Here is a 22,478-nt window from a genome sequence, read left to right on the forward strand (position 1 = left end):
AAAAAACCAAGAAGGACAGGCACATGGCGCTGAAGGTAGCAATCAACGGGTTCGGGCGGATCGGGCGCAATGTGCTGCGCGCCATCGTCGAATCGGGCCGCACCGATATCGTGGTGGTGGCGATCAACGATCTGGCCAGCCCGGAGGCCAATGCCCGCCTGCTGGCGCGCGACAGCGTGCACGGCAAATTTCCGGGCACGGTGAGCGTGGATGGCGATGCGATCGTGGTGAACGGCCAGCGCATCGCAGTGACGGCCGAGCGTGATCCGGCCAAGCTGCCGCATGCCGCCATGGGCGTGGAGATCGCGCTGGAATGCACCGGTTTCTTCACCGATGCCGCCAAGGCGGGTGCGCACATCGCCGCGGGCGCGAAGAAGGTGCTGATCTCGGCGCCGGGCAAGAATGTCGATCTGACCGTGGTTTACGGAGTCAATCACGACAAGCTGACGGCCGACCACAATATCGTTTCGAATGCTTCGTGCACCACCAACTGCCTGGCGCCGGTGGCGATGGTGCTCGATCGTGAATTCGGCATCGTGAAGGGCCTGATGACGACGGTGCATGCCTATACCAACGATCAGAAGATCCTCGATCAGATCCACGACGATCCGCGCCGCGCGCGTGCTGCCGGCTTGTCGATGATCCCGACCACCACCGGCGCGGCGCGCGCGGTGGGCGAAGTGCTGCCGCAGTTGAAGGGCAAGCTGGATGGTTCGGCGATCCGGGTGCCGACGCCGAATGTGTCGGTAATCGATCTGACGTTCGAAAGCGGCCGCGCCACCACCAAGGACGAAGTGAATGCGGCGTTGCGGGCAGCGGCCGACGGCGAATTGAAGGGCGTGCTGGATTTCACGGTCGAGCCGCTGGTGTCGATCGATCTCAACCACAGCGCGGCATCGTCCACCGTGGACAGCCTGGAAACCGCGGTGATTGGCGGCAATCTGGTGCGCGTGCTGAGCTGGTATGACAATGAATGGGGCTTCTCCAACCGCATGGCCGACACGGCCGTGGCGATGGGCAAGTTCCTGTAAATGGCGCAGTTCCGTTCCATCGATGACATGCCGGCGCTGGTCGGCAAGGCCGTGCTGGTGCGCGTCGATCTGAACGTGCCGATGGCGGACGGTGTGGTAAGCGACGCCACCCGCCTGCGCGCCGCGGTGCCGACGATCGCGGCCCTGGCCGATGCGGGGGCGAAGGTGCTGGTGCTGTCCCACTTCGGGCGGCCGAAGGGGCGGGACGCGAAGAACAGCCTGAAGCCAATTGCGGCGGCGCTGGCCGATGTGCTTGGTCGGCCGGTGGCGTTCATCGATGATTGCGTGGGCGATGTCGCGGCGGCTGGCGTGGCGGCGCTGGGCAACGGCGGGATTGCCGTGTTGGAGAACACGCGCTTTCATGCCGGCGAGGAAGCCAATGACCCGGCGTTTGTCGCTGGGCTGGCGGCGCTCGGCGATTATTTCGTCAATGATGCCTTTTCGGCGGCGCACCGTGCCCATGCCAGCACCGAAGGCCTCGCCCGCGCGCTGCCGTCGTTCGCGGGGCGCACGATGGAGGCCGAATTGAAGGCGCTCACCGCAGCGCTCGGTGCCCCCAAACGCCCGGTGGCGGCGGTGGTGGGCGGCGCGAAAGTGTCGAGCAAGATCGATGTGCTCACCAATCTGGTCGGCAAGGTCGATCATCTGATGATCGGTGGCGGCATGGCCAACACCTTCCTCAGCGCACGCGGGATCGATGTCGGTAAGTCGCTGTGCGAGCATGATCTGCGCGATACGGTGCTGGATATCATGGCGCGCGCCGAAGCCACCGCCTGCACCATCCATTTGCCCTATGATGTTGTGGTGGCCCGCGAATTCAAGACGCATGCCGAAAACCGCATCGCCAATATCCACGATATCGCCGCCGACGAAATGATCCTGGATATCGGCCCGGCCGCCGTCGAGGCGCTGGGCGATGCCCTGAAGAATTGCGCAACCTGCGTGTGGAACGGGCCGATGGGTGCGTTTGAAATCGCGCCGTTCGATGCCGCCACGGTGGCGCTGGCGCGTACCGCCGCCGCGCTGACCAAGGCCGGCACGTTGCTGACCGTGGCGGGCGGCGGTGACACGGTGGCAGCGCTGGCCCATGCCGGCGTGACGCAGGATTTCAGCTTCATCTCGACGGCCGGCGGCGCGTTCCTGGAATGGATGGAAGGCAAGGACCTGCCGGGCGTTGCGGCGCTTTTGCGGTCGTGAAGCTTGTGGTGCGCCTTGCTGCCGCCTACGTTGAACATGTTCAACGGAGGCGATGATGCTGGGCGTGCGGCTGGATGCGGAGATGGAAGCACAAGTGCTGCGCGTGGCGCGTCAACGCCGCCAGAGCAAAAGCGAACTGGTGCGCGAAGCCGTGCAACGCTTTGTGCGGGAACATGATGATGCCCGCCGCCAGGAGTGCATTCGTCAATCCCTGGCGGTTGCCGACGAGCCTGTGGATCTGGCCTGGGACGCATTGGGCGAAGACGCTTGGTCGGCAGCGGATGGACCGGCCTGATGCGGCGGGGCGATATCGTGGTGGTGGCGGAGCGTGGCGCCTATTCAGGCAAGCCGCGGCCGGTCATCATTGTTCAGGATGATGATTATTGTGTCGCGCACAACAGCATCACGGTGGTTCCGCTGACATCGCAGCAGCGGACGGCGCTGGCATTTCGCGTTGCTGTGCCGGCGACATCGGCCACCGGTTTGCAGGTGGATAGTGACGCAATGATCGACAAGATCCAGGCAATCCGGCGCGAAAGCATCGGGCAGACGGTTGGCCGCGCAGACATTGCCAGCATGGGGCGCATCGACGATGCGCTCCGCCACTGGCTCGCAATTTGAGAAAGGGCAGAGACATGAGCATGACACCAACCATCAAGGCCATCCTCGCCAATTACGAGAGCGACAGCCCCGGCACCAAGGGCAATATTGCCCGCATGCTGATGCAGGGCCGGCTGGGCGGCACCGGCAAGATGGTGATTTTGCCGGTCGATCAGGGGTTCGAACATGGCCCGGCGCGCAGCTTTGCGCCCAATCCGGATGCCTATGATCCCCATTATCATTTCCAGTTGGCGATCGATGCCGGCCTGTCAGCCTATGCCGCGCCGCTCGGCATGCTGGAGGCCGGCGCCGACACGTTTGCGGGCCAGATCCCGACCATCCTGAAGGTGAACAGCAGCAACAGTTGGGCGACGGGCATCAACCAGGCCGTGACCGGCGGGGTGGATGATGCGCTGCGCCTGGGCTGCGCCGCGATCGGCTTTACCATCTATCCGGGTGCCGACGATGTGTTCGACATGATGGAGGAATTCCGCGAGCTTGCTGCCGAAGCCAAGTCGGTGGGCCTGGCGACCGTGCTGTGGAGCTACCCGCGCGGCGGCAATCTGAGCAAGGATGGCGAACTGGCGCTGGATGTGGGCGCGTACGCGGCGCACATGGCGGCGCTGCTGGGCGCGCACATCATCAAGGTGAAGCTGCCCACCGCGCATATCGAGCAGAAGGATGCCAAGAAGGCTTACGAAGGCCATGATTTCAGCACCTTGCCTTCGCGCGTTAGCCATGTGGTGAAATCCTGCCTGAACGGCCGCCGGCTGGTGGTGTTCTCGGGCGGTGCCACCAAGGGCGCGGACGCGGTGTATGAGGATGCCTATGCCATCCGCGATGGCGGCGGCAACGGCAGCATAATCGGCCGCAACACCTTCCAGCGGCCGCGTGCCGAGGCGCTGGCTATGCTGGACAAGATCGTCGATATCTATTTGGGCAAGGTGTGAGCGACGATCTCATCCCTTTGCCGGAGGAATTCGCTGACCGCTTCGAGCGTGAGCGGCGGCCGGCCTGCCAGCTTTATGTCATCTCGCCGCCGCAGATCGTGGTGCCGGCCTTTGCCGAGGCATTGAAGGCGGCGCTGGATGGTGGCCCGGTGGCAGCGTTCCAGTTGCGGCTGAAGGATGTGGCGGACGCCGACGTGCTGCGGGCCTGTGAGGCGCTGATCCCGATTTGCCAGGCGGCGGACGTGGCGTTTCTGCTGAATGATCGGGCCGATCTGGCCAAGGAGGCTGGCGCGGATGGTGTGCATCTGGGGCAGGGGGATGGCAGCATCGCCGAGGCGCGCGCGCTGCTGGGCCGCGACGCGCAGATTGGGCGGACGTGCCACGACAGCCGGCATCTGGCGATGGAGGCAGGGGAACAGGGCGCCGATTATGTGGCGTTTGGCGCCTTTTACGATACCATCACCAAGCCGAGCCATTACCGGCCGCAACCGGAAATATTGGGCTGGTGGACGACGCTGAGCCAGTTGCCCTGCGTGGCGATTGGCGGGATTTTCCCGCACAATGCCGCGCCGCTGGTAGATGCGGGCGCGGATTTCATCGCCGTTGTACGCGCCGTGTGGGACCATGAGGATGGGCCGGGCGCCGGGGTGGCGGCATTTGGGGATGTGCTGGGCTGGTAGGGCAGGCCGTCCGGCACCGGCACCGCCGGGCCTTGACCTTGGCTGCGACCCCTCTATCTGTATTGTACCTGCAATACAGGAGGGTGTGATGCGGTGGGCGATCAGGGCAGGGGTGCTGGCGTTTGGGCTGATGGCTGCAGCGGTTGCCGCCCAGTTGTCGACCGCTCCGCCGGCCGCGCTGCCGCCGGTACCAGTGCAGGTCATGGTGCTGGGCACCTATCATTTCGCCAATCCCGGCCGTGATATCAATAATATGAAAGCGGATTCGGTGCTGACTTCCCGGCGTCAGCGCGAATTGCAGCGTGTGGCCGAGGCAATGCTCGCGTTCCGGCCGACCAAGGTGATGGTCGAGCGGGAGAGTGCGTCGCCCGGCCTTGCTGACCCCGATTACCCAGGCTTTGACGAGGCGATGCTGGCCAGCAAGCCCGATGAGCGGGTGCAGATCGGCTATCGCATTGCCCGCCTTGCCGGGCTGAAGGCAGTGCAGGGTATCGATGAACAGCCCGGCCCCGGCGAGCCTGATTATTTCCCCTACGACAAGCTACAGGCCACGGCCGCGCGGCTGGGCCAGACGCCGCTGCTTGATCGGCTGAATGGCGAGATGGGTGCCTGGCTGAAGGCGTTCGAAGCCGCGCAGTCGGACAACAGCATGGGGCAATTATTGGTGCGCATGAATGATCCGGCTGGCCCGCAGGGCAAGATGGATTTCTATTACACTGCGCTCGCCATTGGGGATCGGGATGATCAGAGCGGGGCTGATCTCAACGCCATGTGGTATCTGCGCAATGCAAAGATCTTCGGCAAGCTGATGCAGGCCGCGCAGCCGGGCGATCGGGTGCTGGTGGTTTATGGCAGCGGCCATTTGTTCTGGCTGCGCCACTTTGCGCGGCACACGCCTGGCTATGTTGATGTGGATGCGATCCCCTATCTCGAACGGGCGCGCTGAACGCAGGGCAGTTGGCAAGCGCGGCAGGAGCCGCTATGGCCGCGCCTCGCTCTTTCACAGTTCCAATCGCCACCGCTCGGCCCGCGCTTCCATGCCGGCCGCAAGGATATGCCCCATGGTTGCCCATTCATCGCTGATCACCGTCATGGAAAAGGCCGCGCGCAAGGCAGCGCCGAAGTTGCGGCGGGATTTTGGTGAGGTCGATGCCTTGCAGGTGTCGCGCAAGGGGCCGGCGGATTTCGTGTCCAATGCCGATCGTGCCGCCGAAGAAACGGTGGTGGAGATCTTGCGGCACGCGCGCCCGGATTGGGGGTTGCTGCTGGAAGAGGGCGGGACGATCAAGGGCGAGGATGAGCGTTGCCGCTGGATCGTCGATCCGCTGGATGGCACCAGCAATTTCCTGCACGGCATCCCGCATTTCGCCATCAGCATTGCCGCCGAAATCGATGGCGAGGTGACGGCCGGCCTGGTGCACCAGCCGCTGACCGGCGAAAGCTTCTGGGCGGAAAAAGGCCGCGGCGCCTGGTTGTCCGACCGGCGGCTGCGCGTGTCGAGCCGGCGCGAGATGAACGACTGCCTGATTGCCACCGGCATTCCCTATCAGGGCCATGGCAATCGCGCCCAGTTCAGCAACATCCTGAACGCGGTGATCCCGGAAGTTGCCGGTGTGCGGCGGTTCGGGGCGGCGAGCCTCGATCTGGCCTGGGTGGCGGCGGCGCGGTTTGATGGTTTCTGGGAAACCGGCCTGTCGCATTGGGATATCGCGGCCGGCATGCTGCTGGTGCGTGAGGCGGGCGGCTTCGTGAGCGATTTCCGCGGTGGCCAGGACATGGTGGACCGTGAGGAGATCGTGGTGGGCAATGCGAATATCCAGTCCAAGCTGCACAAATTGGTGGCCGGCGCGCTCCGCTAGGGGGCGACGGCGACCCTCATAAAATGTCGCGCTGCGGCTTATGCACGGCTTGCCCCTGGCGGGCGGCGCGGCTAATCACACTGCACTGCAGCAGCAAGAGTCTTTGCGGCCATGTCCGCCATCGCATCCGAATATCTGCCCGTGCTTTTGTTCTTCGTGGTCGGCATCGCCTTCGCGTTGATTTTCGTGAGTGCGCCGATCGCCGTTTCGACGATGATCGGCACCGCCAAGCCCGAGGCGGTCAAGCTGTCGGAGTATGAAAGCGGCTTCCCGGCCTTTTCCGATGCGCGCACCAAATTCGATGTGCAATTCTATCTGGTCGCCATCCTGTTCATCGTCTTTGATCTGGAGGCGGCCTTCCTGTTTCCCTGGGCGGTGTCGCTGCACTGGGGCGGCGAAGCGGCCTGGTGGGCGATGATGGAGTTTCTGGGCGAACTGGCCATCGGGCTGGTGTACGCGTGGAAAGTGGGAGCGTTGGAGTGGGAGTGAGCGACAACAAGGAACTGCTGGTTCCAGGCGGCGCCATTGCTTTGCCGGAGAACAACCGCGATGCGTTTCTGGGCGATGTGTCGGCAGAAGTGGCCGACAAGGGTTTCCTGGTCACCTCCACCGAAGATTTGTTCCACTGGGCGCGCACTGGGTCGATGTGGTGGATGACGTTTGGCCTCGCCTGCTGCGCGGTCGAGATGATGCACACCAACATGCCGCGTTATGACCTGGAGCGGTTTGGCGTGGCCCCGCGCGCTTCGCCGCGGCAGAGCGACGTGATGATCGTGGCCGGCACGCTGTGCAACAAGATGGCGCCGGCATTGCGGCGGGTTTATGATCAGATGGCCGAGCCGCGCTATGTGATTTCGATGGGTAGCTGCGCCAATGGCGGCGGCTATTACCACTATAGCTATTCGGTGGTGCGCGGCTGTGATCGGATCGTGCCGGTGGACATCTATGTGCCGGGCTGCCCGCCGACCGCTGAGGCCTTGTTGTACGGTATCCTGGCGCTGCAGCGGAAGATCCGCCGCGTTGGCGTGTTTGAACGGTGATTGATGGGATTTGTTGCACCTGAATTGGGCCGGCATAGCTGGCCGGTAATGGCCACGCATGAGGGCCTGACGGCGCGGCTGGGCGAATTGCTGGGCAGTTCGCTGGTCGAGGTGATCAACCATGTTGATGAGACCACGGTGGTGGTGCAGCGTGATGCGCTGGTGGCGGTGATTACCGCGCTGCGTGATGCGCCGGACCTGATGCTGAACCAGTTGATCGACATTTGTGCCGCCGATTATCCGGACCGCGCCGAACGGTTCGAGGTGGTGGTGCATCTGTTGTCGATGGCGCTCAATCTGCGGCTGCGGGTGAAGTGCAGCACCGATGGCGCCGCGCCGGTGCCGACGCTGACCGGGGTGTATCCGAATGCCGGTTGGTATGAACGCGAAACCTGGGATTGTTATGGCGTGATGTTTGCCGGCAACCCGGACATGCGGCGGATTTTGACCGACTATGGCTTTGAAGGCCATCCGTTCCGCAAGGATTTCCCGCTGACCGGCCATGTCGAATTGCGCTGGTCGGAAGAGCATAAGCGTGTGGTGTATGAACCGGTGAAGCTGGCGCAGGAATTTCGCAGTTTCGATTTCCTGAGCCCGTGGGAGGGCACGGATTATATGCTGCCCGGTGATGAGAAGGCGGCAGGCAAATGAGCAGCTTGGGCAATGCCGGGGTCGCGTGGACTGCGGCTGACACGGCCGATGTGCTGCCGGCCAAGGACGGCAACGACATCCAGAACTACATGATCAATTTCGGCCCGCAGCACCCGGCGGCGCACGGCGTGCTGCGGCTGGTGATGGAGCTGGACGGCGAGATCATCGAACGCTGTGATCCGCACATCGGCCTGCTGCACCGCGGCACCGAAAAACTGATCGAATACAAGACCTATCTGCAGGCGCTGCCCTATATGGACCGCCTGGATTATGTGTCGCCGATGTGCATGGAGCACAGCTATGTGCTGGCCATCGAGAAATTGGCCGGCATCGAGGTGCCGCTGCGCGCCAAATATCTGCGCACGATGTTTGCCGAGATCACCCGCATTCTCAATCATATCCTGAACACCACCACCCACGCGATGGACGTGGGCGCGATGACGCCGATCCTCTGGCTGTTCGAGGAACGCGAGAAATTGATGCAGTTCTATGAACGTGTGTCGGGCGCGCGGTTCCATGCGGCGTGGTTCCGGCCGGGCGGCGTGCACCAGGATCTGCCCGACGGACTGCTGCAGGATATTTCGGACTGGTGCGACGGCTATTTCAAGGTGCTGGACGAGATGCAGGGCCTGGTGGCCGACAATCGCATCTTCAAGCAGCGCAATGTCGATATCGGGGTGATTTCCAAGGAAGACGCGGTCCGCTGGGGTTTCACCGGCCCGTGCATCCGCGCCAGCGGTGTGGCCTGGGATCTGCGCAAGAGCCAGCCCTATGACGCCTATCATCTGGTCGATTTCGATGTGCCGGTGTCCACCGACGGGGATTGTTATGCGCGCTTCATGGTGCGGATGCAGGAAATGCGCGAAAGCGTGAAGATCATCCGCCAGTGCATCCGCGATCTGCCGGCCGGACAGCACATCACCGCCAACCGCAAGGTGGCGCCGCCATCGCGCGGCGAGATGAAGCGGTCGATGGAAGCGTTGATCCACCATTTCAAGCTGTACACCGAAGGCATGCATGTGCCCGCCGGCGATGCCTATGTGGCAACCGAAAGCCCCAAGGGCGAATTCGGCATCTATCTGGTGTCCGATGGCACCAACAAGCCGTGGCGCTGCCATGTGCGCGCCACCGGCATGGCGCATCTGCAGGCGATGGATTTCCTGTGCAAGGGCCATATGCTGGCCGACGCGCCGGCGATCCTGGGGTCGCTGGATATTGTTTTCGGTGAGGTTGATCGGTGAGCGAATTCAGCGATTTTTCATGGATCACCGAAAACGCCGCTGAAGCGGAGCGGATCATCGGCCTGTATCCCGAAGGGCGGCGGGCCAGCGCGGTGATGCCCTTGCTTTGGCTGGCGCAATATCAGGTGCGGGATATGGTCGGCGTGGCCTGGTTGCCGGTGCCGGTGATCGAATTTGTCGCCCGCCAGGTGGGCCTGCCCTATATCCGGGTGTATGAAGTCGCCAGCTTCTACACGATGTATAATCTCAAACCGGTGGGGCGTTTCCATGTGCAGGTGTGCGGCACCACGCCGTGCATGCTGCGCGGCAGCGATGATCTGATCCGGGCGTGCAAGGATATGGGGCTGGCCAAATATGCCACGACGCCCGACGGCCTGTTCACGCTGACCGAAGTCGAGTGCCTGGGCGCCTGCGCCAATGCGCCGATGGTGCAGATCAACGATCACAATTATGAAGACCTGACCTACGACAGCATGCGTGGCCTGCTGGAAGCGCTGGCGCGGGGCGAGACTCCGGCTAGTGGCAGCCAAATCGGCCGCACTGCATCATGCCCCGAAGGCGGCCCGACGACGTTGAAGGAACTGGCCGATGGCTGAGATACCGACTGTGGCCGATCTGACGCTGGAAATGTTGCGCCAGATGCGTGACCGCAACCAGAAAGCCGATCTGGAACTGCTGGATCTGAAGATGCGTGCATCGGCGCAGGAAGATCATATGGCCGGCATTGTCACCACGCTGGCCGGAATTAGCCATCGGCTTGATCGCATCGATGAACGGCTGGGCCGGATCGAGCGCCGGCTTGATCTTGTCGATGCACGGAGCTGAGCATGCTGGCTGACAAGGATCGCATTTTCACCAATCTCTACGGCTTCCAGCCGTGGACCCTGGACGCGGCGAAAACGCGTGGGGATTGGGCGGACACCAAGGACCTGATGAGCGTCGGGCCGGATGCCCTGATCGATGCCATCAAGGCCAGCGGCTTGCGCGGGCGCGGCGGCGCGGGCTTCCCGACGGGCATGAAGTGGAGCTTCATGCCCAAGACGCCGAACCCGGATCGGCCATCCTATCTGGTGGTCAACGCCGATGAGTCCGAGCCCGGCAGTTGCAAGGATCGCGAGATCATCCGCCATGATCCGCACAAATTGATCGAAGGCGCGCTGATCGCCGGCTTTGCGATGCGGGCCAGCGCGGCGTTCATCTATATCCGCGGCGAATATATTGCCGAGGCCAAGGTGCTGATGGCCGCCGTGAGGCAAGCCTATGCCGCCGGCCTGATCGGCAAGAATGCCTGCGGCACCGGTTATGATTTCGACGTGATCGTGCATCGCGGCGCTGGTGCCTATATTTGCGGCGAAGAAACCGCGATGATCGAAAGCCTGGAAGGCAAGAAGGGCCAGCCGCGCCTGAAGCCGCCGTTCCCGGCCGGCGCCGGCCTGTATGGCAATCCAACGACGGTCAACAATGTCGAAAGCATCGCCGTGGTCCCGACCATATTGCGGCGCGGGCCATCATGGTTTGCCAGCATCGGGCGGCCGAAGAATGAAGGCACCAAGCTGTTCCAGATCAGCGGCCATGTGAACACGCCGTGCGTGGTCGAGGAGGCGATGAGCCTGCCGTTCCGCGAACTGATCGAAACGCATTGCGGCGGCATCCGCGGCGGGTGGGACAATCTGCTGGCGGTGATTCCGGGCGGATCGTCGGTGCCGCTGGTGCCGGCGCACGAGATCATGGACGCGCCCATGGATTTCGATGGCCTGCGCGATCTGAAATCCGGCCTTGGTACCGCCGCGGTGATCGTGATGGACAAGTCCACCGACATCGTGCGCGCCATTGCCCGGCTGAGTTATTTCTACAAGCATGAAAGCTGCGGCCAGTGCACGCCGTGTCGTGAAGGCACCGGCTGGATGTGGCGGGTGATGGAACGGCTGGTGACCGGCGATGCCGAACCACACGAGATCGACATGCTGCTGGATGTGACCACCCAGATCGAAGGCCACACCATCTGCGCACTGGGCGATGCGGCGGCGTGGCCGATCCAGGGGCTGATCCGGCATTTCCGGCCGGAAATCGAGGCGCGGATTGCGAAGCGCAAGGGCTTTGTTGCGGTGCCGGCGATGGCAGTCGCTGCAGAGTAGGCCATGGGCCTCGTCTTCCAGACTATTCGCCTGGCGAATTTCGGGCGGGATGATCTTGAAGAAATAGACGCCAACGCGCTGGTCGATTCAGGTGCAGCAGAGCTGTGCGTCCCGCAACATATCGCCAACCAACTGCGGCTGAAGCAGCTTGAAGAACGCGAAGTCCGCATCGCCAATGGCGACCGCGTGCTCGTTCCCTATGTTGGCGGGGTGCGGGTGGAAGTGTTCGGTCGCCAGACGGTGACGAGCGCAATCGTGATCGGCGATCAGGTCTTGCTTGGTACGATTCCCATGCAGGCGATGGACCTTGTGATTCATCCCCGCAGTCTGACGTTGATGCCCAATCCCGACAGCCCCAATGTCCCGGCCTCTCGAGCGATGGATGTGCGGTAAACGAGGAGCGTAAAATGCGGACTGTGAACTTGGTAATGGTGGCATTCGGCCTCGCAAGTCCGGCCGCGGCAGAGGGCGCGCCGCAGGTGTTGAAGCCGAAGCAGGTGGCGGCGCAGACGCTTTCTGCAATGGCCGATTGCACGGTTGCCAAGGAACCGGTGCTGGCAGCAGGCTGGCTGGCGGGCCGTGAAGGCGCGCCGCCCCGCAGGGTGCAACGCGCGATGACGGGCTGCCTGGGCGCTGGCCATAGTGCCGCGAAGGTCACATCCGGCACCTTCGTGATGAAGGGCGTGCTGGCGGCGGCATTCCTCCGGCACCCGGACCTGGTACCGGCATCGGTGACCGTAGCGCCGTTGCCGGAAAAGCCGACCGAGGATTTCGACGTCGTGATCGGCATGGCATCCTGCATTGCCAAGGGCGATGCCGCGGGCGCCCGGCGCTTCATCGACAGTGTGCCGTCGCAACCGGATGAACAGGCAGCCTATTCCGGCATCGCGACGCTGGCCACCAAGTGCGTGCAGCCGTGGCCGGATGTGGCAATCAATGGCCCGATGTTGCGCGCCGGGTTGGGCATTGCGTTGTTTCGGGCCATCGTGAGTGCAGCGAGCCGCGCTGGCTGAGAACTGGGCTCTGCAGCAAGGCTGTCGCACCCCCTTTGCACTGGCGTTTTGCCGCAGTTTGCCCTAATCCGGTCATGCGTTTGCAACACAGCCTGTTGGGGCAATAATTACAATGAATTCGACCGACATGCCGCCCGCCGGTACGCCTGATATTCAGCCGATTTCCATCGTCGCAGAGATGCGGACGAGCTTTCTTGATTATGCCATGTCGGTCATCGTCGCCCGTGCGCTGCCGGATGTGCGCGACGGGTTGAAGCCTGTCCACCGTCGCATATTGTGGGGCAGTTACGAGAACGGCTTCACGCCGGGCAAACCCTATCGCAAATCGGCGCGCATCGTCGGCGATGTGATGGGTAAATATCACCCGCACGGCGACAGCGCGATTTACGAGGCGTTGGTGCGCATGGCCCAGGATTGGTCGATGCGGCTGCCGCTGATCGACGGACAGGGCAATTTCGGATCGATGGACCCGGATGCCGCCGCCGCCATGCGTTATACCGAAGCGCGGTTGGCGAAATCCGCCGAGGCACTGCTGACCGATATCGAGAAGGATACGGTCGATTTCGTGCCCAATTATGATGGTTCGGAAAGCGAACCGTCGGTGTTGCCGGCGCGGTTTCCCAATCTGCTGGTCAATGGCGGCAGTGGCATTGCCGTTGGCATGGCGACCAACATCCCGCCGCACAATCTGAATGAAGTCATCGATGCGGTGCGCGCCTATCTCGATGATCCGCTGATCAGCGTGGAAGGGCTGATGGCGCATGTGCCGGCGCCGGATTTCCCCACCGGGGGCCTGATCCTGGGCACGTCGCAATTGCGCCAGGCCTATGAAACCGGGCGCGGCAGCATCCGGGTGCGGTCGCGGCATGTCGTGGAGGAAAGCCGCGGCGACAAGCGCGCCATCATCCTGACCGAAATTCCGTTCCAGCAGGGCAAGAATGCGCTGGTGGAAAAGATCGCCGAAGCGGTGAAGGACAAGCGCATCGAAGGCGTTTCGGACCTGCGCGATGAGAGCAATCGCGAAGGCGTGCGCATCGTGATGGAATTGAAGCGCGATGCGACCGTCGAGGTCGTGCTCAACCAGTTGTGGCGTTTCACGCCGGCGCAGCAGAGTTTCGCGATCAACATGCTGGCGATCCGCGGCGGGCGGCCGGAATTGCTGGGCCTGAAGGACATCATCGCGGCGTTTGTGGATTTCCGCGAAGTGGTGATCACAAGGCGGTCCAAGCATGATCTGGCCAAGGCGCGCGACCGGGCGCATCTGTTGATCGGTCTGGTGATTGCGGTTGCCAATCTGGACGAGGTGGTGCGCATCATCCGCGGCAGCGCCAGCCCGGCCGAGGCACGCGAGTCGCTGATGGCGCGGGATTGGGATGCCGCCGATATCCGGCCCTATCTGGCGCTGGTCGAGGCCGGCACCGTCGATGTCGATGCGCCAACCATCAGGCTCACCGAGCTGCAGGTGCGCGCCATTCTCGATCTGCGTTTGCAGAAGCTCACCGCACTGGGCCGCGACGAGATCGGCAGCGAATTGCAGGAATTGGCGGCGGTGATTGCCGATCTGCTCGATATCCTCACCGATCGCGCGCGCCTGCGCGCCGTGCTGCGGGCCGAGCTGGAGGAGGTTACCAACGATTTCCAATCCAAGCGCCGCACCGAAATCATGCTGGCCGGCGATGATATTGACGACGAGGATCTGATCGAGCGCGAAGAGATGGTGGTCACCGTCACCATGTCGGGCTGGATCAAGCGGGTGGCGCTGGCCGAATATCGCGCCCAGGCGCGCGGCGGCAAGGGCCGCAACGCGATGAGCACGAAGGATGAGGACGCCGTGACGAACCTGTTCGTCACCTCCACCCACAATCCGGTGCTGTTCTTCAGTTCGGCCGGCAAGGTCTATCGGATGAAGGTGTGGCGCCTGCCGCAGGGCAGCCCGCAGGCCAAGGGCCGGCCGCTGAACAATCTGCTGCCGCTGGCCGATGGCGAGAAGATCACCACCGTGCTGCCGCTGCCGGAAGATGAGACGGAGTGGGGCAAGCTGCATGTGATGTTTGCCACCGCGCAGGGCAGCGTGCGCCGCAACGCCATGGATGCCTTCACCAATGTGCCGACGGCCGGGAAACTGGCGATCCGCTTCGAGGATGGTGATGATGACCGGCTGATCGGTGTGGCACTGTGCGATGCGGCCGATGATGTGTTCCTGGCTGCCAAGAGCGGCAAGGCGATCCGGTTCCCGGTGGAGGATGTGCGCGAATTCGTGTCCCGCACCTCAACGGGTGTGCGCGGGATGACGCTTGGCGTCGGCGATGAAGTCGTGTCGATGGCGGTGCTGAAAGGCTTTGAAGCCAGCACGGAGGAGCGCGAGGATTATCTGAAGGCCGCGGCATGGAAGAATGAGCCCAGCGAACGCGTGCTGTCGGAAAATCGTATGGGCCAGTTTGCGGCGGCCGAGCAGTTCATCCTGACCGTGACCGCCAATGGTTATGGCAAGCGCAGCAGCGCCTATGAATATCGCCAATCCGGGCGCGGCGGGCAGGGCATTCGCAATATCGCCGAAAGCGACCGCAATGGCGATGTGGTGGCCAGCTTTACCGCGCATGATGATGATGATGTGCTGCTGGTGACGGATCAGGCCAAACTGATCCGCATCCGCGCGGCGGACATTCGCATCATGGGCCGCGCTGCGCAGGGCGTGACGCTGTTCAAGGTGGCGGACAACGAGCATGTCGTGTCGGCCGCGCTGATCCCGCCGGATGGTGAGGATGCCGTGGAAGCGGTGGTGGCCGATTAATCCGGGTGCGCTGCGCGGCCGACCAGGCCGCGCGCCACGCCGAGCGTGATCAGCCATTGGCCGCCGAAATAGGTGATCCAGACGATCATGCCGTCCAGCGGCTGCCCGAACGGTCCGCCGCCGCCCATGCGCATCACCAGCACCGTATCGGACACGACAAAGAGAATGGCGCCCAGCGCGGCCAAACGCGGAAAGCGGCTGAGCCACAGGCTGGCCGCCATGCCGCACAGCAGCACGGCATAGATCATGGCAAGGCCGACCGGCAGCCCGGCGGGCGTGACCAGCGGCGGCATCGTGAGGCCATAGAGGATGAAGGCCGCCGCAATGATGCGATCGGCCGCCACGGTCTGCCGGCGGTGGCGGGCGTAAAAGATCATCGCCACCAGATGGCCGGCCGCAAAACTGGCGCCGCCGGCCAGAAACAGGCCCTGCATTTCCAGCAGCATGTCGCCGGCGGCGCCCAGCGCCATCACCAGCGCCAGCCAACCGGCACCGCGGGCCGGAATCTGCAGCGCCGCCAGGGCCAGCAGCGAGACGCCGCTGCCCTTCAGCAGCAGATGGGGAAGGCCATCGAGCAGCGGCGACAGCAGCAGAAAGCCCAGCCCCGCTGCCAGCGCGGCCCCGGCAAGCAGCAGGAACCGCAGCGGCAGGCCGGCGAGCGGCAATCGGGCGACGAGCGAGGCCACGCCTACATATTCACTGTTTGTGCGCCCGTCAGCAAGCTTTGTGCGCCAGGCTCACGATATGTTCATCTTGGCGGCGGCATTTGCACATGCGACCATGTATGGGATGAGTTGACGCGGTGCGGCAGAGGATTTAGCCGGGCGCAATCTTGCTTGAGGGAGGCAGTATATGAAGAGTTTTGCAACTGCGATGGCGCTGGTGCTGATGGCAGGAACCAGCCTTGGTGTCGCCAGCCCGGTGCTGGCCCAGGCCAAGCCGAAGGCGGAAAAGGTGGCGCCGCCGAAATTGTCCAAGCCGATCATGGCGACGGTTATGGAAGTGCAGAAAATGCAGCAGGCTGGCGATCATGCCGGCGCGCTGGCCAAGCTGGAAGAAGCCAAGGATATTCCGCGCACGGACCGCGACGACGCGCTGATCATGGCCAAGCTGAAGCTGTTTTCGGCGCAGACCATCAAGGACAATATCAAGCTGGAAGAGGGCCTGACCGAAGCGGTTGCGGCACCGACCATCGAGGCCGAAGAAAAGCTGACCTTCACCAAGTTCATTGCCGGCCTGGCCAGCAACCGCAAGGATTACCAGAAGGCCTGGCAGGCCTATGAAGATTATCTGCAGGTCGTGCCGGACGATGTCGACATGCTGGTGCAGGCCGCCAGCGTCAACGCCGCGCTCAACAACAAGCCGCGCGTGGTGGAATTGCTGACCAAGGCCATCGAATTGCGCGAAGCGGCCGGCCAGAAGGGCGATCGCAGCTGGTATGAATTCCGCGCCCAGGCGGTGATCGACGGCAAGCTGGACGACAAGGTGCAGCCGGTATTGCTGAGCTGGGTGAAAGCGTTCCCGGAACCGCGCAGCTACAACACGGCCATCGAACTGACCAAGCAGCGCGCCGGCAACCTCGACAACGCCACGCTCATCGATTTTGGCCGCTTGCTGTGGGCTGCCAATGCGATGACAACGGCCAACAATTATCTGGAATATGCCGAAGCGGCGCTGGATCGCGGCATGCCCAACGAAGCCGAAACCGTGCTGAAGGACGGTATTGCCAAGAAACTGATCGATCCGACCAAGACCGGCATCGGCGAAGTCGTGCGCCAGGCATCGACCAAGAATGCCGAGAGCAAGGCCGGCCTGGCGTCGCTGGAAAAGGACGCCAAGACGAGCCCGCGCATCGCGCTGGTTGTTGCAGATACGTTCGCCAATCTGGGCCAGCACGACAAGGCTGTGCCTTATTACAAGGGCCTGATTGGCGCTGATGGCATCGATCAGGACACGGTCAATCTGCGCCTGGGCGTAGCGTTGATGAAAACCGGGGACAAGGCCGGCGCCAAGGCGGCATTTGATGCGGTGAAGGCCGGCCCACGCCACAACATCGCGAAGTTTTACGACGTGCTGCTCGCCGTTGCCTGAGCCGAACGGCAACATCGACTGACAGGCGCGCGCCGCGGCATCGCGGCGCGCGCTTTTCTTATGGGGCCATAGCCCCTATGGAGGCCAACCCCGCTGCCAGCCACAGGAGTCGTGTTCATGCCCGCCCGTATCAAGGAACCACGGCTAGGGCTGACCTTTGACGATGTGCTGCTGGTGCCGGCGGCATCGGCGATCATGCCGAGCATGGCCGACACCGCCACGCGGATCACCAGCGGCATCAGCCTGAACATCCCGGTGATGAGCAGCGCGATGGACACTGTGACAGAGGCGAACATGGCGATTGCCATGGCCCAGATGGGCGGCATCGGTGTGCTGCACCGCAATCTGACCGTGGCCGAACAGGCGCTGGCGGTGAAGCAGGTCAAGCGGTTCGAGAGCGGCATGGTGGTCAATCCGGTCACGCTGACGCCCGACCAGACACTGGGCGATGCGCGCGCATTGATGGCCAGCCATGGCATTTCCGGCTTTCCGGTGGTGGAACGGGTTGGCCCGGATGGTGCGCCGGGGCGGCTGGTGGGCATTGTCACCAACCGCGATCTGCGCTTTGCCGAGAATGACGCGCAGCCGATTGCCGAGCTGATGACGCGGGACAATCTGGTGACGGTGCGCCAGGGCGTGACCGAGGATGATGCCCGCCGGCTGCTGCACAATCACCGCATCGAAAAATTGATCGTGGTCGATGACGACAATCATTGCATCGGCCTGATCACCATGAAGGATATCGTGCGTGCGGTGAACCATCCCCATGCCACCAAGGATGGCGCTGGTCGGCTGCGCGTGGCGGCGGCGACCACGGTGGGCGATGCCGGCTTTGAACGCACCGAAGCGTTGCTCGATGCCGAATGCGATCTGATCGTGGTGGATACTGCGCACGGCCACAGCGAACAGGTGGCGGCTGCCGTGGCGCGCATCAAGCGGTTGAGCAACAATGCGCAGGTGATCGCCGGCAATGTCGCAACGGCGGCCGCGGCCATGTCGCTGATTGATGCCGGCGCCGATGGCATCAAGGTTGGCATCGGGCCGGGCAGCATCTGCACGACGCGGGTGGTCGCCGGTGTGGGCGTGCCGCAATTGACGGCGGTGATCGATGCCGCTGAAGCCGGTTGGGCTGCCGGCATTCCGGTGATTGCCGATGGCGGCCTGCGCACCAGCGGTGATGTCGCGAAGGCACTGGCCGCCGGGGCCAGCGCGGTGATGGTGGGCAGTCTGCTGGCCGGTACCGAGGAATCGCCGGGCGATACCTTCCTGTGGCAGGGGCGCACCTATAAATCCTATCGCGGCATGGGCAGTGTCGGGGCGATGGCGCGTGGCAGCGCCGATCGTTATTTCCAGCAGGATATCAAGGATCAACTGAAACTGGTGCCGGAAGGCATCGAGGGCCAGGTGGCGTTCAAGGGCCCGGTCGCCAATGTGCTGCACCAGTTGGTGGGCGGGGTGAAGGCGGCGATGGGCTATACTGGCGCCGCGAATCTGGCCGAATTCCGCGAGCGGGCCGAGTTCATCCGCATCACCAACGCCGGTTTGCGGGAAAGCCATGTCCATGATGTGATGATCACCCGCGAAGCCCCCAATTATCCGACCAGTGGGTGATTGGCGGATGACACCTGCTGCGCGACTGGCCGCTGCCATCGAAATTCTCGACGAAGTGATCATTGCGGCCCGCGACGGCGGCGCGGCGGCGGACACATTGATTCAGCGTTATTTTTCGACTCGGCGCTATGCCGGATCGAAGGACAGGCGCGCGGTGCGCGATCTGGTGTTCGGTGTGGTGCGGTCCCTGGGCGAACGCCCGCATTCGGGGCGGGCGGCGGTGATCGGTTTCGCCCGTGCCAATGATCCCACGCTGCTGGCGCATTTCGGCGCCGCTGGTCATGCGCCGCCGCCACTGGTGCAGGGCGAACCGGCGGCCACCATGGGCCTGGCGCCGGCCTGGCTGCGCGACATGCTGGGCTTGCGCTTTGGCGGCGATACCGGCCGGCAATTGGTGGCGCTGCTCGATCGCGCGCCGCTGGATGTGCGGGTCAACAGTTTGAAAACGACCCGCGCCGAAGTGGCCGCAGCGCATGCGGATTGGGAGATACTGCCGCGCACCGCACATGGTTTGCGGCTGCCGGCCGGCACGGTGCTGGAGCAGCTTGAGGATTGGCAGGCCGGGCATATCGAGGTGCAGGACGCCGGCAGCCAGATGGCGGCGGCCACATTGGCCGCGAAGCCGGGCGAGACCGTGGTCGATCTGTGTGCGGGCGCGGGCGGCAAGACACTGGCCTTGGCCGCCGACATGGCGGGCGAGGGCCGCTTGGTGGCGTGCGATACCGACCGTGGCCGCCTGAGCCAGATGCCGCCGCGTGCTGCGCGGGCCGGGGCAGATGGTATCGACATGCGGCTGCTCGATCCTGGGCAGGAGGCGGCGGCGCTGGCCGATCTGATGGGCCAGTGTGATGCCGTGCTGATCGATGCGCCCTGTTCGGGCAGCGGCACCTGGCGGCGCAACCCGGAAAGCCGCTGGCGGCTGAACCGGGAGCGATTGGCGCGGCTGGTGCACACCCAGGCGCAGCTTGTCCAGCTTGGCACGCGGCTGCTGCGGCCTGGTGGCCGCATCGTCTATGTCGTCTGTTCGCTGCTGCCGGCCGAGGGTGAAGCGCAGCTGGAAAACACGCCGGCGCTGGGCCCATGGACGAGCCGGGTGCTGACTCCAGCCGATGACGGGTGCGACGGCTTTTTCATCGCGCAGTCATCCAGGCTTTGATAGATTTGCAGCAGGGAGAGTTTTGATGCGTCTGTTGTTCCTGCTGTCTGCCGTGTTGCTTGCCCCATTGGCAATGCAGTCTGCCACTGCCGCGACGGCGCGTGACGACCAGTTGAAACCGGTGTCGGTGCAGATGGCCAGCGCTGGCCAGGCCGCGCTGACCGCCGGCAAGCCGCAGGAGGCCATCGACAGTTTCGAGGCGGCACTGGCGGTGGATCCGCGCAATGTCGCGGCGTACAGCGGTATCGCGCGGGCTTATGAAGCGCTTGGCCTGCCCGGCAAGGCGGTGAAATATTATCGCGAGGCGCTGGCGCTGAACCCATCCGACATTGCCGCGCTGGAAGGCCAGGGCCGGGCGCTGGTGGCGCGCGGTGCCACGGCGCGCGCGCAGATCAACCTCGCGCGCATCAAGGCGCTGTGCAAAACGGACTGCTCTGCGGCGGCGCGGCTGGAAGGCAATATCGCCAAGGGCACCCAGACGGCGAGCGCGACGCCGGTAAAGCCGACCACAACGCAGAATTGAGGTTTTGAGCTTCGCTTTGTGGCGAGAAACAAGTTCAGGATGATTTGTGCTTTTCGGGCAGGCGGCCACGTTTACCCCAGCCGTGCCGCCGCCTTCGCAAACGCTTCCACCGGCACGGTTTCGGCGCGGGCTTCGGGCCTGATGCCTTCGGCTTCGAGCGCTTCCAGCGCGCCCGGCAGGCCCCGGACGCTGGCGCGCAGCATCTTGCGGCGTTGGCCGAAGGCGGCGGCGGTGAGCGCCGCGAGCCGGGCCGGGGTGGCGGGCGACACCGGTTCGCAGGGCACCAGATGCACCACGGCGGATTCAACCTTTGGCGCCGGCACGAAGGCGCGGGCCGGCACGGTCATGGCGATGCCGGGTGTGCTGCGCCACTGGGCGAGCACCGACAGTCGGCCATAGGCGTCGCTGCCCGGCGCGGCAATGATACGCTGCGCGACTTCGCGCTGGAACATCAGGGTCAGGCTGGCCCACCACGGCGGCCAGGCGGGGCTGTCCAGCCAGCCGGTGAACAGCGCGGTGCCGATATTATAGGGCAGGTTGGCAACAATGTGGGCGCCGTCGCCCACCAGCGCGCGCGGGTCCACCGCCATCGCGTCGTCGCCCACCACCGTCAACCGGCCATCGGCGGCGGCAGCAAGGTCAGCCAGCGCGGGCAGGGCGCGGTCGTCGCGTTCGACGGCGACCACGCTGGCCCCGGTGCGCAGCAGCGCCCGCGTCAGGCCGCCGGGGCCGGGGCCGACTTCGTACACGCAACTGTCGGCGGTCAGGCCCGGAATGCGGGCGATGCGATCGAGCAGATTGGTGTCGGTGAGGAAATTCTGGCCCAGCGTCTTCTTGGCGTTCAGGCCGTGTGCGGCAATCACCTCACGCAAGGGGGGCAGATCGGCCAGCCCCATCAGGCAGCCTTGCGCCGTGCCGCACACGCGCCGGCCATGCAGATGGCGGCCATCATTGCGGTGGGGGTGGCCTGGCCCTTACCGGCGATATCGAACGCCGTGCCATGATCGGGTGAGGTGCGCACGATCGGCAGGCCGAGCGTGACATTGACCCCATCATCGAAATGCAGCGCCTTGAGGGGAATCAGCGCCTGATCATGATAAAGACACAGCGCGACATCGAAACGCGCGCGGGCGGCCGGGTGGAACATCGTATCGGCCGACATCGGTCCGACAATGTCGAAGCCGTCGGCGCGCAAGATGTCGAGCGCCGGGCGGATGATCTCCACTTCCTCGCGGCCGAGCGTGCCATTCTCACCGGCGTGTGGATTGAGGCCGGCGATGGCCAAACGCGGCGTGGCGATGCCGAAATCGCGGATCAGCGCCTTGGCAGCGATGCGGGCACGGGTGACGATCAGATCGACGCTGATCAACCGCGGCACGTCAATGAGCGGCACATGCACGGTGAGCGGGACGGTGCGCAGCGTTGGCCCGGCCAGCATCATCACGGCGTTCGACGCCGACACGCCGCAGCGTTCGGCGACGAATTCGGTCTGCCCCGGGTAGGAAAATCCGATGGCGAAAAGCTGCGACTTGGACACCGGCCCGGTGACCAGCGCCGAAGCCATGCCCTGGCGGGTAAGGCCGACCGCGAATTCCAGACTGTCGAGCGCACAGCGCGCACCGGCGAGATTGGGTTCACCTGGCACGATCTCGCCGGGATCATCGACCTGGATCAACGGCAGGGCGGTGTCGAATGCGCCGGCGGCTTCGGCGGGATCGGAGAGCACCGCGATCGGTCCGTCCCACACGGCACGGATCGACCGGGCATCGCCGATGGCCAGAAACGGCGGAAACCCCCAAGGGCTGCAGGCTTCGTGGCGGCGTTCCCAGGCGCCTGCGATGATTTCCGGGCCGATGCCGGCGGGATCGCCGATGGAAACCGCCAGCGGTGCGGCCAGTGTCGTCACCAG

The 22,478-nt window shown here is 64.1% G+C and carries 25 protein-coding genes; 22 read left to right on the forward strand and 3 right to left on the reverse strand.

Going from position 1 to position 22,478, the window contains the following annotated elements; all coding sequences use genetic code 11:
* The first annotated feature begins 23 nt into the window (after positions 1–23).
* From gap to gyrA, 18 genes are all read left to right on the forward strand, one after another.
* Entirely contained in the window at positions 24–1,031 is a 1,008-nt protein-coding gene (gene gap / locus ACTIEZ_RS03095) for a type I glyceraldehyde-3-phosphate dehydrogenase (protein WP_439545184.1), read from the forward strand.
* Complete coding sequence (locus tag ACTIEZ_RS03100) at positions 1,032–2,228, forward strand: phosphoglycerate kinase (protein WP_439545185.1); 1,197 nt, start codon at positions 1,032–1,034, stop codon at positions 2,226–2,228.
* A 52-nt stretch (positions 2,229–2,280) separates the two neighbouring features.
* Positions 2,281–2,523: a ribbon-helix-helix protein, CopG family gene (locus tag ACTIEZ_RS03105; RefSeq protein ID WP_439545186.1), complete on the forward strand. Its 243-nt coding sequence runs from the start codon at positions 2,281–2,283 to the stop codon at positions 2,521–2,523.
* Positions 2,523–2,849 carry a type II toxin-antitoxin system PemK/MazF family toxin gene (locus ACTIEZ_RS03110; RefSeq protein WP_439545187.1) on the forward strand — a complete coding sequence of 109 codons (327 nt, stop codon included), beginning with the start codon at positions 2,523–2,525 and terminating at the stop codon, positions 2,847–2,849. Before ACTIEZ_RS03105 ends, ACTIEZ_RS03110 begins: the two co-directional genes overlap by 1 nt.
* Before the next feature lie 14 nt (positions 2,850–2,863).
* Entirely contained in the window at positions 2,864–3,778 is a 915-nt protein-coding gene (locus ACTIEZ_RS03115; RefSeq protein WP_439545188.1) for a class I fructose-bisphosphate aldolase, read from the forward strand.
* A complete protein-coding gene (thiE, locus tag ACTIEZ_RS03120) occupies positions 3,775–4,458 on the forward strand; it encodes a thiamine phosphate synthase (protein WP_439545189.1) in 684 nt (227 codons plus the stop codon). Before ACTIEZ_RS03115 ends, thiE begins: the two co-directional genes overlap by 4 nt.
* A gap of 88 nt (positions 4,459–4,546) precedes the next feature.
* A complete protein-coding gene (locus ACTIEZ_RS03125) occupies positions 4,547–5,404 on the forward strand; it encodes a DUF5694 domain-containing protein (protein WP_439545190.1) in 858 nt (285 codons plus the stop codon).
* A 115-nt stretch (positions 5,405–5,519) separates the two neighbouring features.
* Complete coding sequence (locus tag ACTIEZ_RS03130) at positions 5,520–6,317, forward strand: inositol monophosphatase family protein (RefSeq protein ID WP_439545191.1); 798 nt, start codon at positions 5,520–5,522, stop codon at positions 6,315–6,317.
* Positions 6,318–6,428: 111 nt separating this feature from the next.
* On the forward strand, positions 6,429–6,806 hold the full coding sequence (gene ndhC, locus ACTIEZ_RS03135) for an NADH-quinone oxidoreductase subunit A (protein ID WP_439545192.1): 378 nt from the start codon (positions 6,429–6,431) through the stop codon (positions 6,804–6,806).
* A gap of 17 nt (positions 6,807–6,823) precedes the next feature.
* The gene (locus ACTIEZ_RS03140; protein WP_439545362.1) at positions 6,824–7,357 is read left to right on the forward strand and encodes a NuoB/complex I 20 kDa subunit family protein; all 534 of its coding nucleotides are present in this window, start codon (positions 6,824–6,826) and stop codon (positions 7,355–7,357) included.
* Between the two features lie 48 nt (positions 7,358–7,405).
* Positions 7,406–8,008 carry an NADH-quinone oxidoreductase subunit C gene (locus ACTIEZ_RS03145; protein WP_439545193.1) on the forward strand — a complete coding sequence of 201 codons (603 nt, stop codon included), beginning with the start codon at positions 7,406–7,408 and terminating at the stop codon, positions 8,006–8,008.
* Positions 8,005–9,249 carry an NADH-quinone oxidoreductase subunit D gene (locus tag ACTIEZ_RS03150; protein WP_439545194.1) on the forward strand — a complete coding sequence of 415 codons (1,245 nt, stop codon included), beginning with the start codon at positions 8,005–8,007 and terminating at the stop codon, positions 9,247–9,249. The genes ACTIEZ_RS03145 and ACTIEZ_RS03150 overlap by 4 nt, the downstream gene beginning before the upstream one ends.
* Positions 9,246–9,845 (forward strand): NADH-quinone oxidoreductase subunit NuoE, encoded by a 600-nt coding sequence (gene nuoE, locus ACTIEZ_RS03155; RefSeq protein WP_439545195.1) that lies wholly within the window; start codon positions 9,246–9,248, stop codon positions 9,843–9,845. The genes ACTIEZ_RS03150 and nuoE overlap by 4 nt, the downstream gene beginning before the upstream one ends.
* Entirely contained in the window at positions 9,838–10,074 is a 237-nt protein-coding gene (locus ACTIEZ_RS03160) for a hypothetical protein (protein ID WP_439545196.1), read from the forward strand. The genes nuoE and ACTIEZ_RS03160 overlap by 8 nt, the downstream gene beginning before the upstream one ends.
* 2 nt (positions 10,075–10,076) lie before the next feature.
* On the forward strand, positions 10,077–11,384 hold the full coding sequence (gene nuoF, locus ACTIEZ_RS03165) for an NADH-quinone oxidoreductase subunit NuoF (RefSeq protein WP_439545197.1): 1,308 nt from the start codon (positions 10,077–10,079) through the stop codon (positions 11,382–11,384).
* 3 nt (positions 11,385–11,387) lie between these two features.
* Positions 11,388–11,777: a clan AA aspartic protease gene (locus tag ACTIEZ_RS03170; RefSeq protein ID WP_439545198.1), complete on the forward strand. Its 390-nt coding sequence runs from the start codon at positions 11,388–11,390 to the stop codon at positions 11,775–11,777.
* Between the two features lie 14 nt (positions 11,778–11,791).
* Complete coding sequence (locus ACTIEZ_RS03175; RefSeq protein WP_439545199.1) at positions 11,792–12,397, forward strand: hypothetical protein; 606 nt, start codon at positions 11,792–11,794, stop codon at positions 12,395–12,397.
* Between the two features lie 112 nt (positions 12,398–12,509).
* Entirely contained in the window at positions 12,510–15,188 is a 2,679-nt protein-coding gene (gene gyrA / locus ACTIEZ_RS03180; protein WP_439545200.1) for a DNA gyrase subunit A, read from the forward strand.
* Here gyrA and ACTIEZ_RS03185 read toward each other — a convergent pair.
* Complete coding sequence (locus tag ACTIEZ_RS03185) at positions 15,185–15,874, reverse strand: lysoplasmalogenase family protein (protein WP_439545201.1); 690 nt, start codon at positions 15,872–15,874, stop codon at positions 15,185–15,187. The genes gyrA and ACTIEZ_RS03185 overlap by 4 nt on opposite strands.
* A 166-nt stretch (positions 15,875–16,040) precedes the next feature.
* On the opposite strand from ACTIEZ_RS03185, the gene ACTIEZ_RS03190 reads away from it, so the two are divergent.
* From ACTIEZ_RS03190 to ACTIEZ_RS03205, 4 genes are all read left to right on the forward strand, one after another.
* Positions 16,041–17,279, forward strand: coding sequence for a tetratricopeptide repeat protein (locus ACTIEZ_RS03190; protein ID WP_439545202.1), 1,239 nt, complete (start codon positions 16,041–16,043; stop codon positions 17,277–17,279).
* Between the two features lie 117 nt (positions 17,280–17,396).
* Entirely contained in the window at positions 17,397–18,890 is a 1,494-nt protein-coding gene (guaB, locus tag ACTIEZ_RS03195) for an IMP dehydrogenase (protein WP_439545203.1), read from the forward strand.
* A gap of 7 nt (positions 18,891–18,897) precedes the next feature.
* Positions 18,898–20,046, forward strand: coding sequence for an RsmB/NOP family class I SAM-dependent RNA methyltransferase (locus tag ACTIEZ_RS03200; protein ID WP_439545204.1), 1,149 nt, complete (start codon positions 18,898–18,900; stop codon positions 20,044–20,046).
* A gap of 25 nt (positions 20,047–20,071) precedes the next feature.
* Positions 20,072–20,569: a tetratricopeptide repeat protein gene (locus ACTIEZ_RS03205; protein ID WP_439545205.1), complete on the forward strand. Its 498-nt coding sequence runs from the start codon at positions 20,072–20,074 to the stop codon at positions 20,567–20,569.
* 71 nt (positions 20,570–20,640) lie between these two features.
* Here ACTIEZ_RS03205 and rsmA read toward each other — a convergent pair whose 3' ends face one another.
* Together rsmA and pdxA are read right to left on the reverse strand one after the other, a co-directional pair.
* Complete coding sequence (gene rsmA, locus ACTIEZ_RS03210) at positions 20,641–21,465, reverse strand: 16S rRNA (adenine(1518)-N(6)/adenine(1519)-N(6))-dimethyltransferase RsmA (protein WP_439545206.1); 825 nt, start codon at positions 21,463–21,465, stop codon at positions 20,641–20,643.
* Positions 21,465–22,475 carry a 4-hydroxythreonine-4-phosphate dehydrogenase PdxA gene (gene pdxA / locus ACTIEZ_RS03215; RefSeq protein ID WP_439545207.1) on the reverse strand — a complete coding sequence of 337 codons (1,011 nt, stop codon included), beginning with the start codon at positions 22,473–22,475 and terminating at the stop codon, positions 21,465–21,467. Before pdxA ends, rsmA begins: the two co-directional genes overlap by 1 nt.
* Positions 22,476–22,478: the final 3 nt, after the last annotated feature.

The sequence above is a fragment of the Sandarakinorhabdus sp. genome (assembly GCF_051860625.1).
In the GTDB taxonomy this organism is placed as follows: Bacteria; Pseudomonadota; Alphaproteobacteria; order Sphingomonadales; family Sphingomonadaceae; genus Sandarakinorhabdus.

Excerpts from the sequence above, each read along its gene's own strand:
- gap (WP_439545184.1), top strand. The coding sequence starts at position 24 with ATGGCGCTGAAGGTAGCAATCAACGGGTTCGGGCGGATCGGGCGCAAT.
- ACTIEZ_RS03100 (WP_439545185.1), top strand. The coding sequence starts at position 1,032 with ATGGCGCAGTTCCGTTCCATCGATGACATGCCGGCGCTGGTCGGCAAG.
- ACTIEZ_RS03105 (WP_439545186.1), top strand. The coding sequence starts at position 2,281 with ATGATGCTGGGCGTGCGGCTGGATGCGGAGATGGAAGCACAAGTGCTG.
- ACTIEZ_RS03110 (WP_439545187.1), top strand. The coding sequence starts at position 2,523 with ATGCGGCGGGGCGATATCGTGGTGGTGGCGGAGCGTGGCGCCTATTCA.
- ACTIEZ_RS03115 (WP_439545188.1), top strand. The coding sequence starts at position 2,864 with ATGAGCATGACACCAACCATCAAGGCCATCCTCGCCAATTACGAGAGC.
- ACTIEZ_RS03125 (WP_439545190.1), top strand. The coding sequence starts at position 4,547 with ATGCGGTGGGCGATCAGGGCAGGGGTGCTGGCGTTTGGGCTGATGGCT.
- ACTIEZ_RS03130 (WP_439545191.1), top strand. The coding sequence starts at position 5,520 with ATGGTTGCCCATTCATCGCTGATCACCGTCATGGAAAAGGCCGCGCGC.
- ndhC (WP_439545192.1), top strand. The coding sequence starts at position 6,429 with ATGTCCGCCATCGCATCCGAATATCTGCCCGTGCTTTTGTTCTTCGTG.
- ACTIEZ_RS03145 (WP_439545193.1), top strand. The coding sequence starts at position 7,406 with ATGGCCACGCATGAGGGCCTGACGGCGCGGCTGGGCGAATTGCTGGGC.
- ACTIEZ_RS03150 (WP_439545194.1), top strand. The coding sequence starts at position 8,005 with ATGAGCAGCTTGGGCAATGCCGGGGTCGCGTGGACTGCGGCTGACACG.
- ACTIEZ_RS03160 (WP_439545196.1), top strand. The coding sequence starts at position 9,838 with ATGGCTGAGATACCGACTGTGGCCGATCTGACGCTGGAAATGTTGCGC.
- nuoF (WP_439545197.1), top strand. The coding sequence starts at position 10,077 with ATGCTGGCTGACAAGGATCGCATTTTCACCAATCTCTACGGCTTCCAG.
- ACTIEZ_RS03170 (WP_439545198.1), top strand. The coding sequence starts at position 11,388 with ATGGGCCTCGTCTTCCAGACTATTCGCCTGGCGAATTTCGGGCGGGAT.
- ACTIEZ_RS03175 (WP_439545199.1), top strand. The coding sequence starts at position 11,792 with ATGCGGACTGTGAACTTGGTAATGGTGGCATTCGGCCTCGCAAGTCCG.
- gyrA (WP_439545200.1), top strand. The coding sequence starts at position 12,510 with ATGAATTCGACCGACATGCCGCCCGCCGGTACGCCTGATATTCAGCCG.
- ACTIEZ_RS03190 (WP_439545202.1), top strand. The coding sequence starts at position 16,041 with ATGAAGAGTTTTGCAACTGCGATGGCGCTGGTGCTGATGGCAGGAACC.
- guaB (WP_439545203.1), top strand. The coding sequence starts at position 17,397 with ATGCCCGCCCGTATCAAGGAACCACGGCTAGGGCTGACCTTTGACGAT.
- ACTIEZ_RS03200 (WP_439545204.1), top strand. The coding sequence starts at position 18,898 with ATGACACCTGCTGCGCGACTGGCCGCTGCCATCGAAATTCTCGACGAA.
- ACTIEZ_RS03205 (WP_439545205.1), top strand. The coding sequence starts at position 20,072 with ATGCGTCTGTTGTTCCTGCTGTCTGCCGTGTTGCTTGCCCCATTGGCA.
- rsmA (WP_439545206.1), bottom strand. The coding sequence starts at position 21,465 with ATGGGGCTGGCCGATCTGCCCCCCTTGCGTGAGGTGATTGCCGCACAC.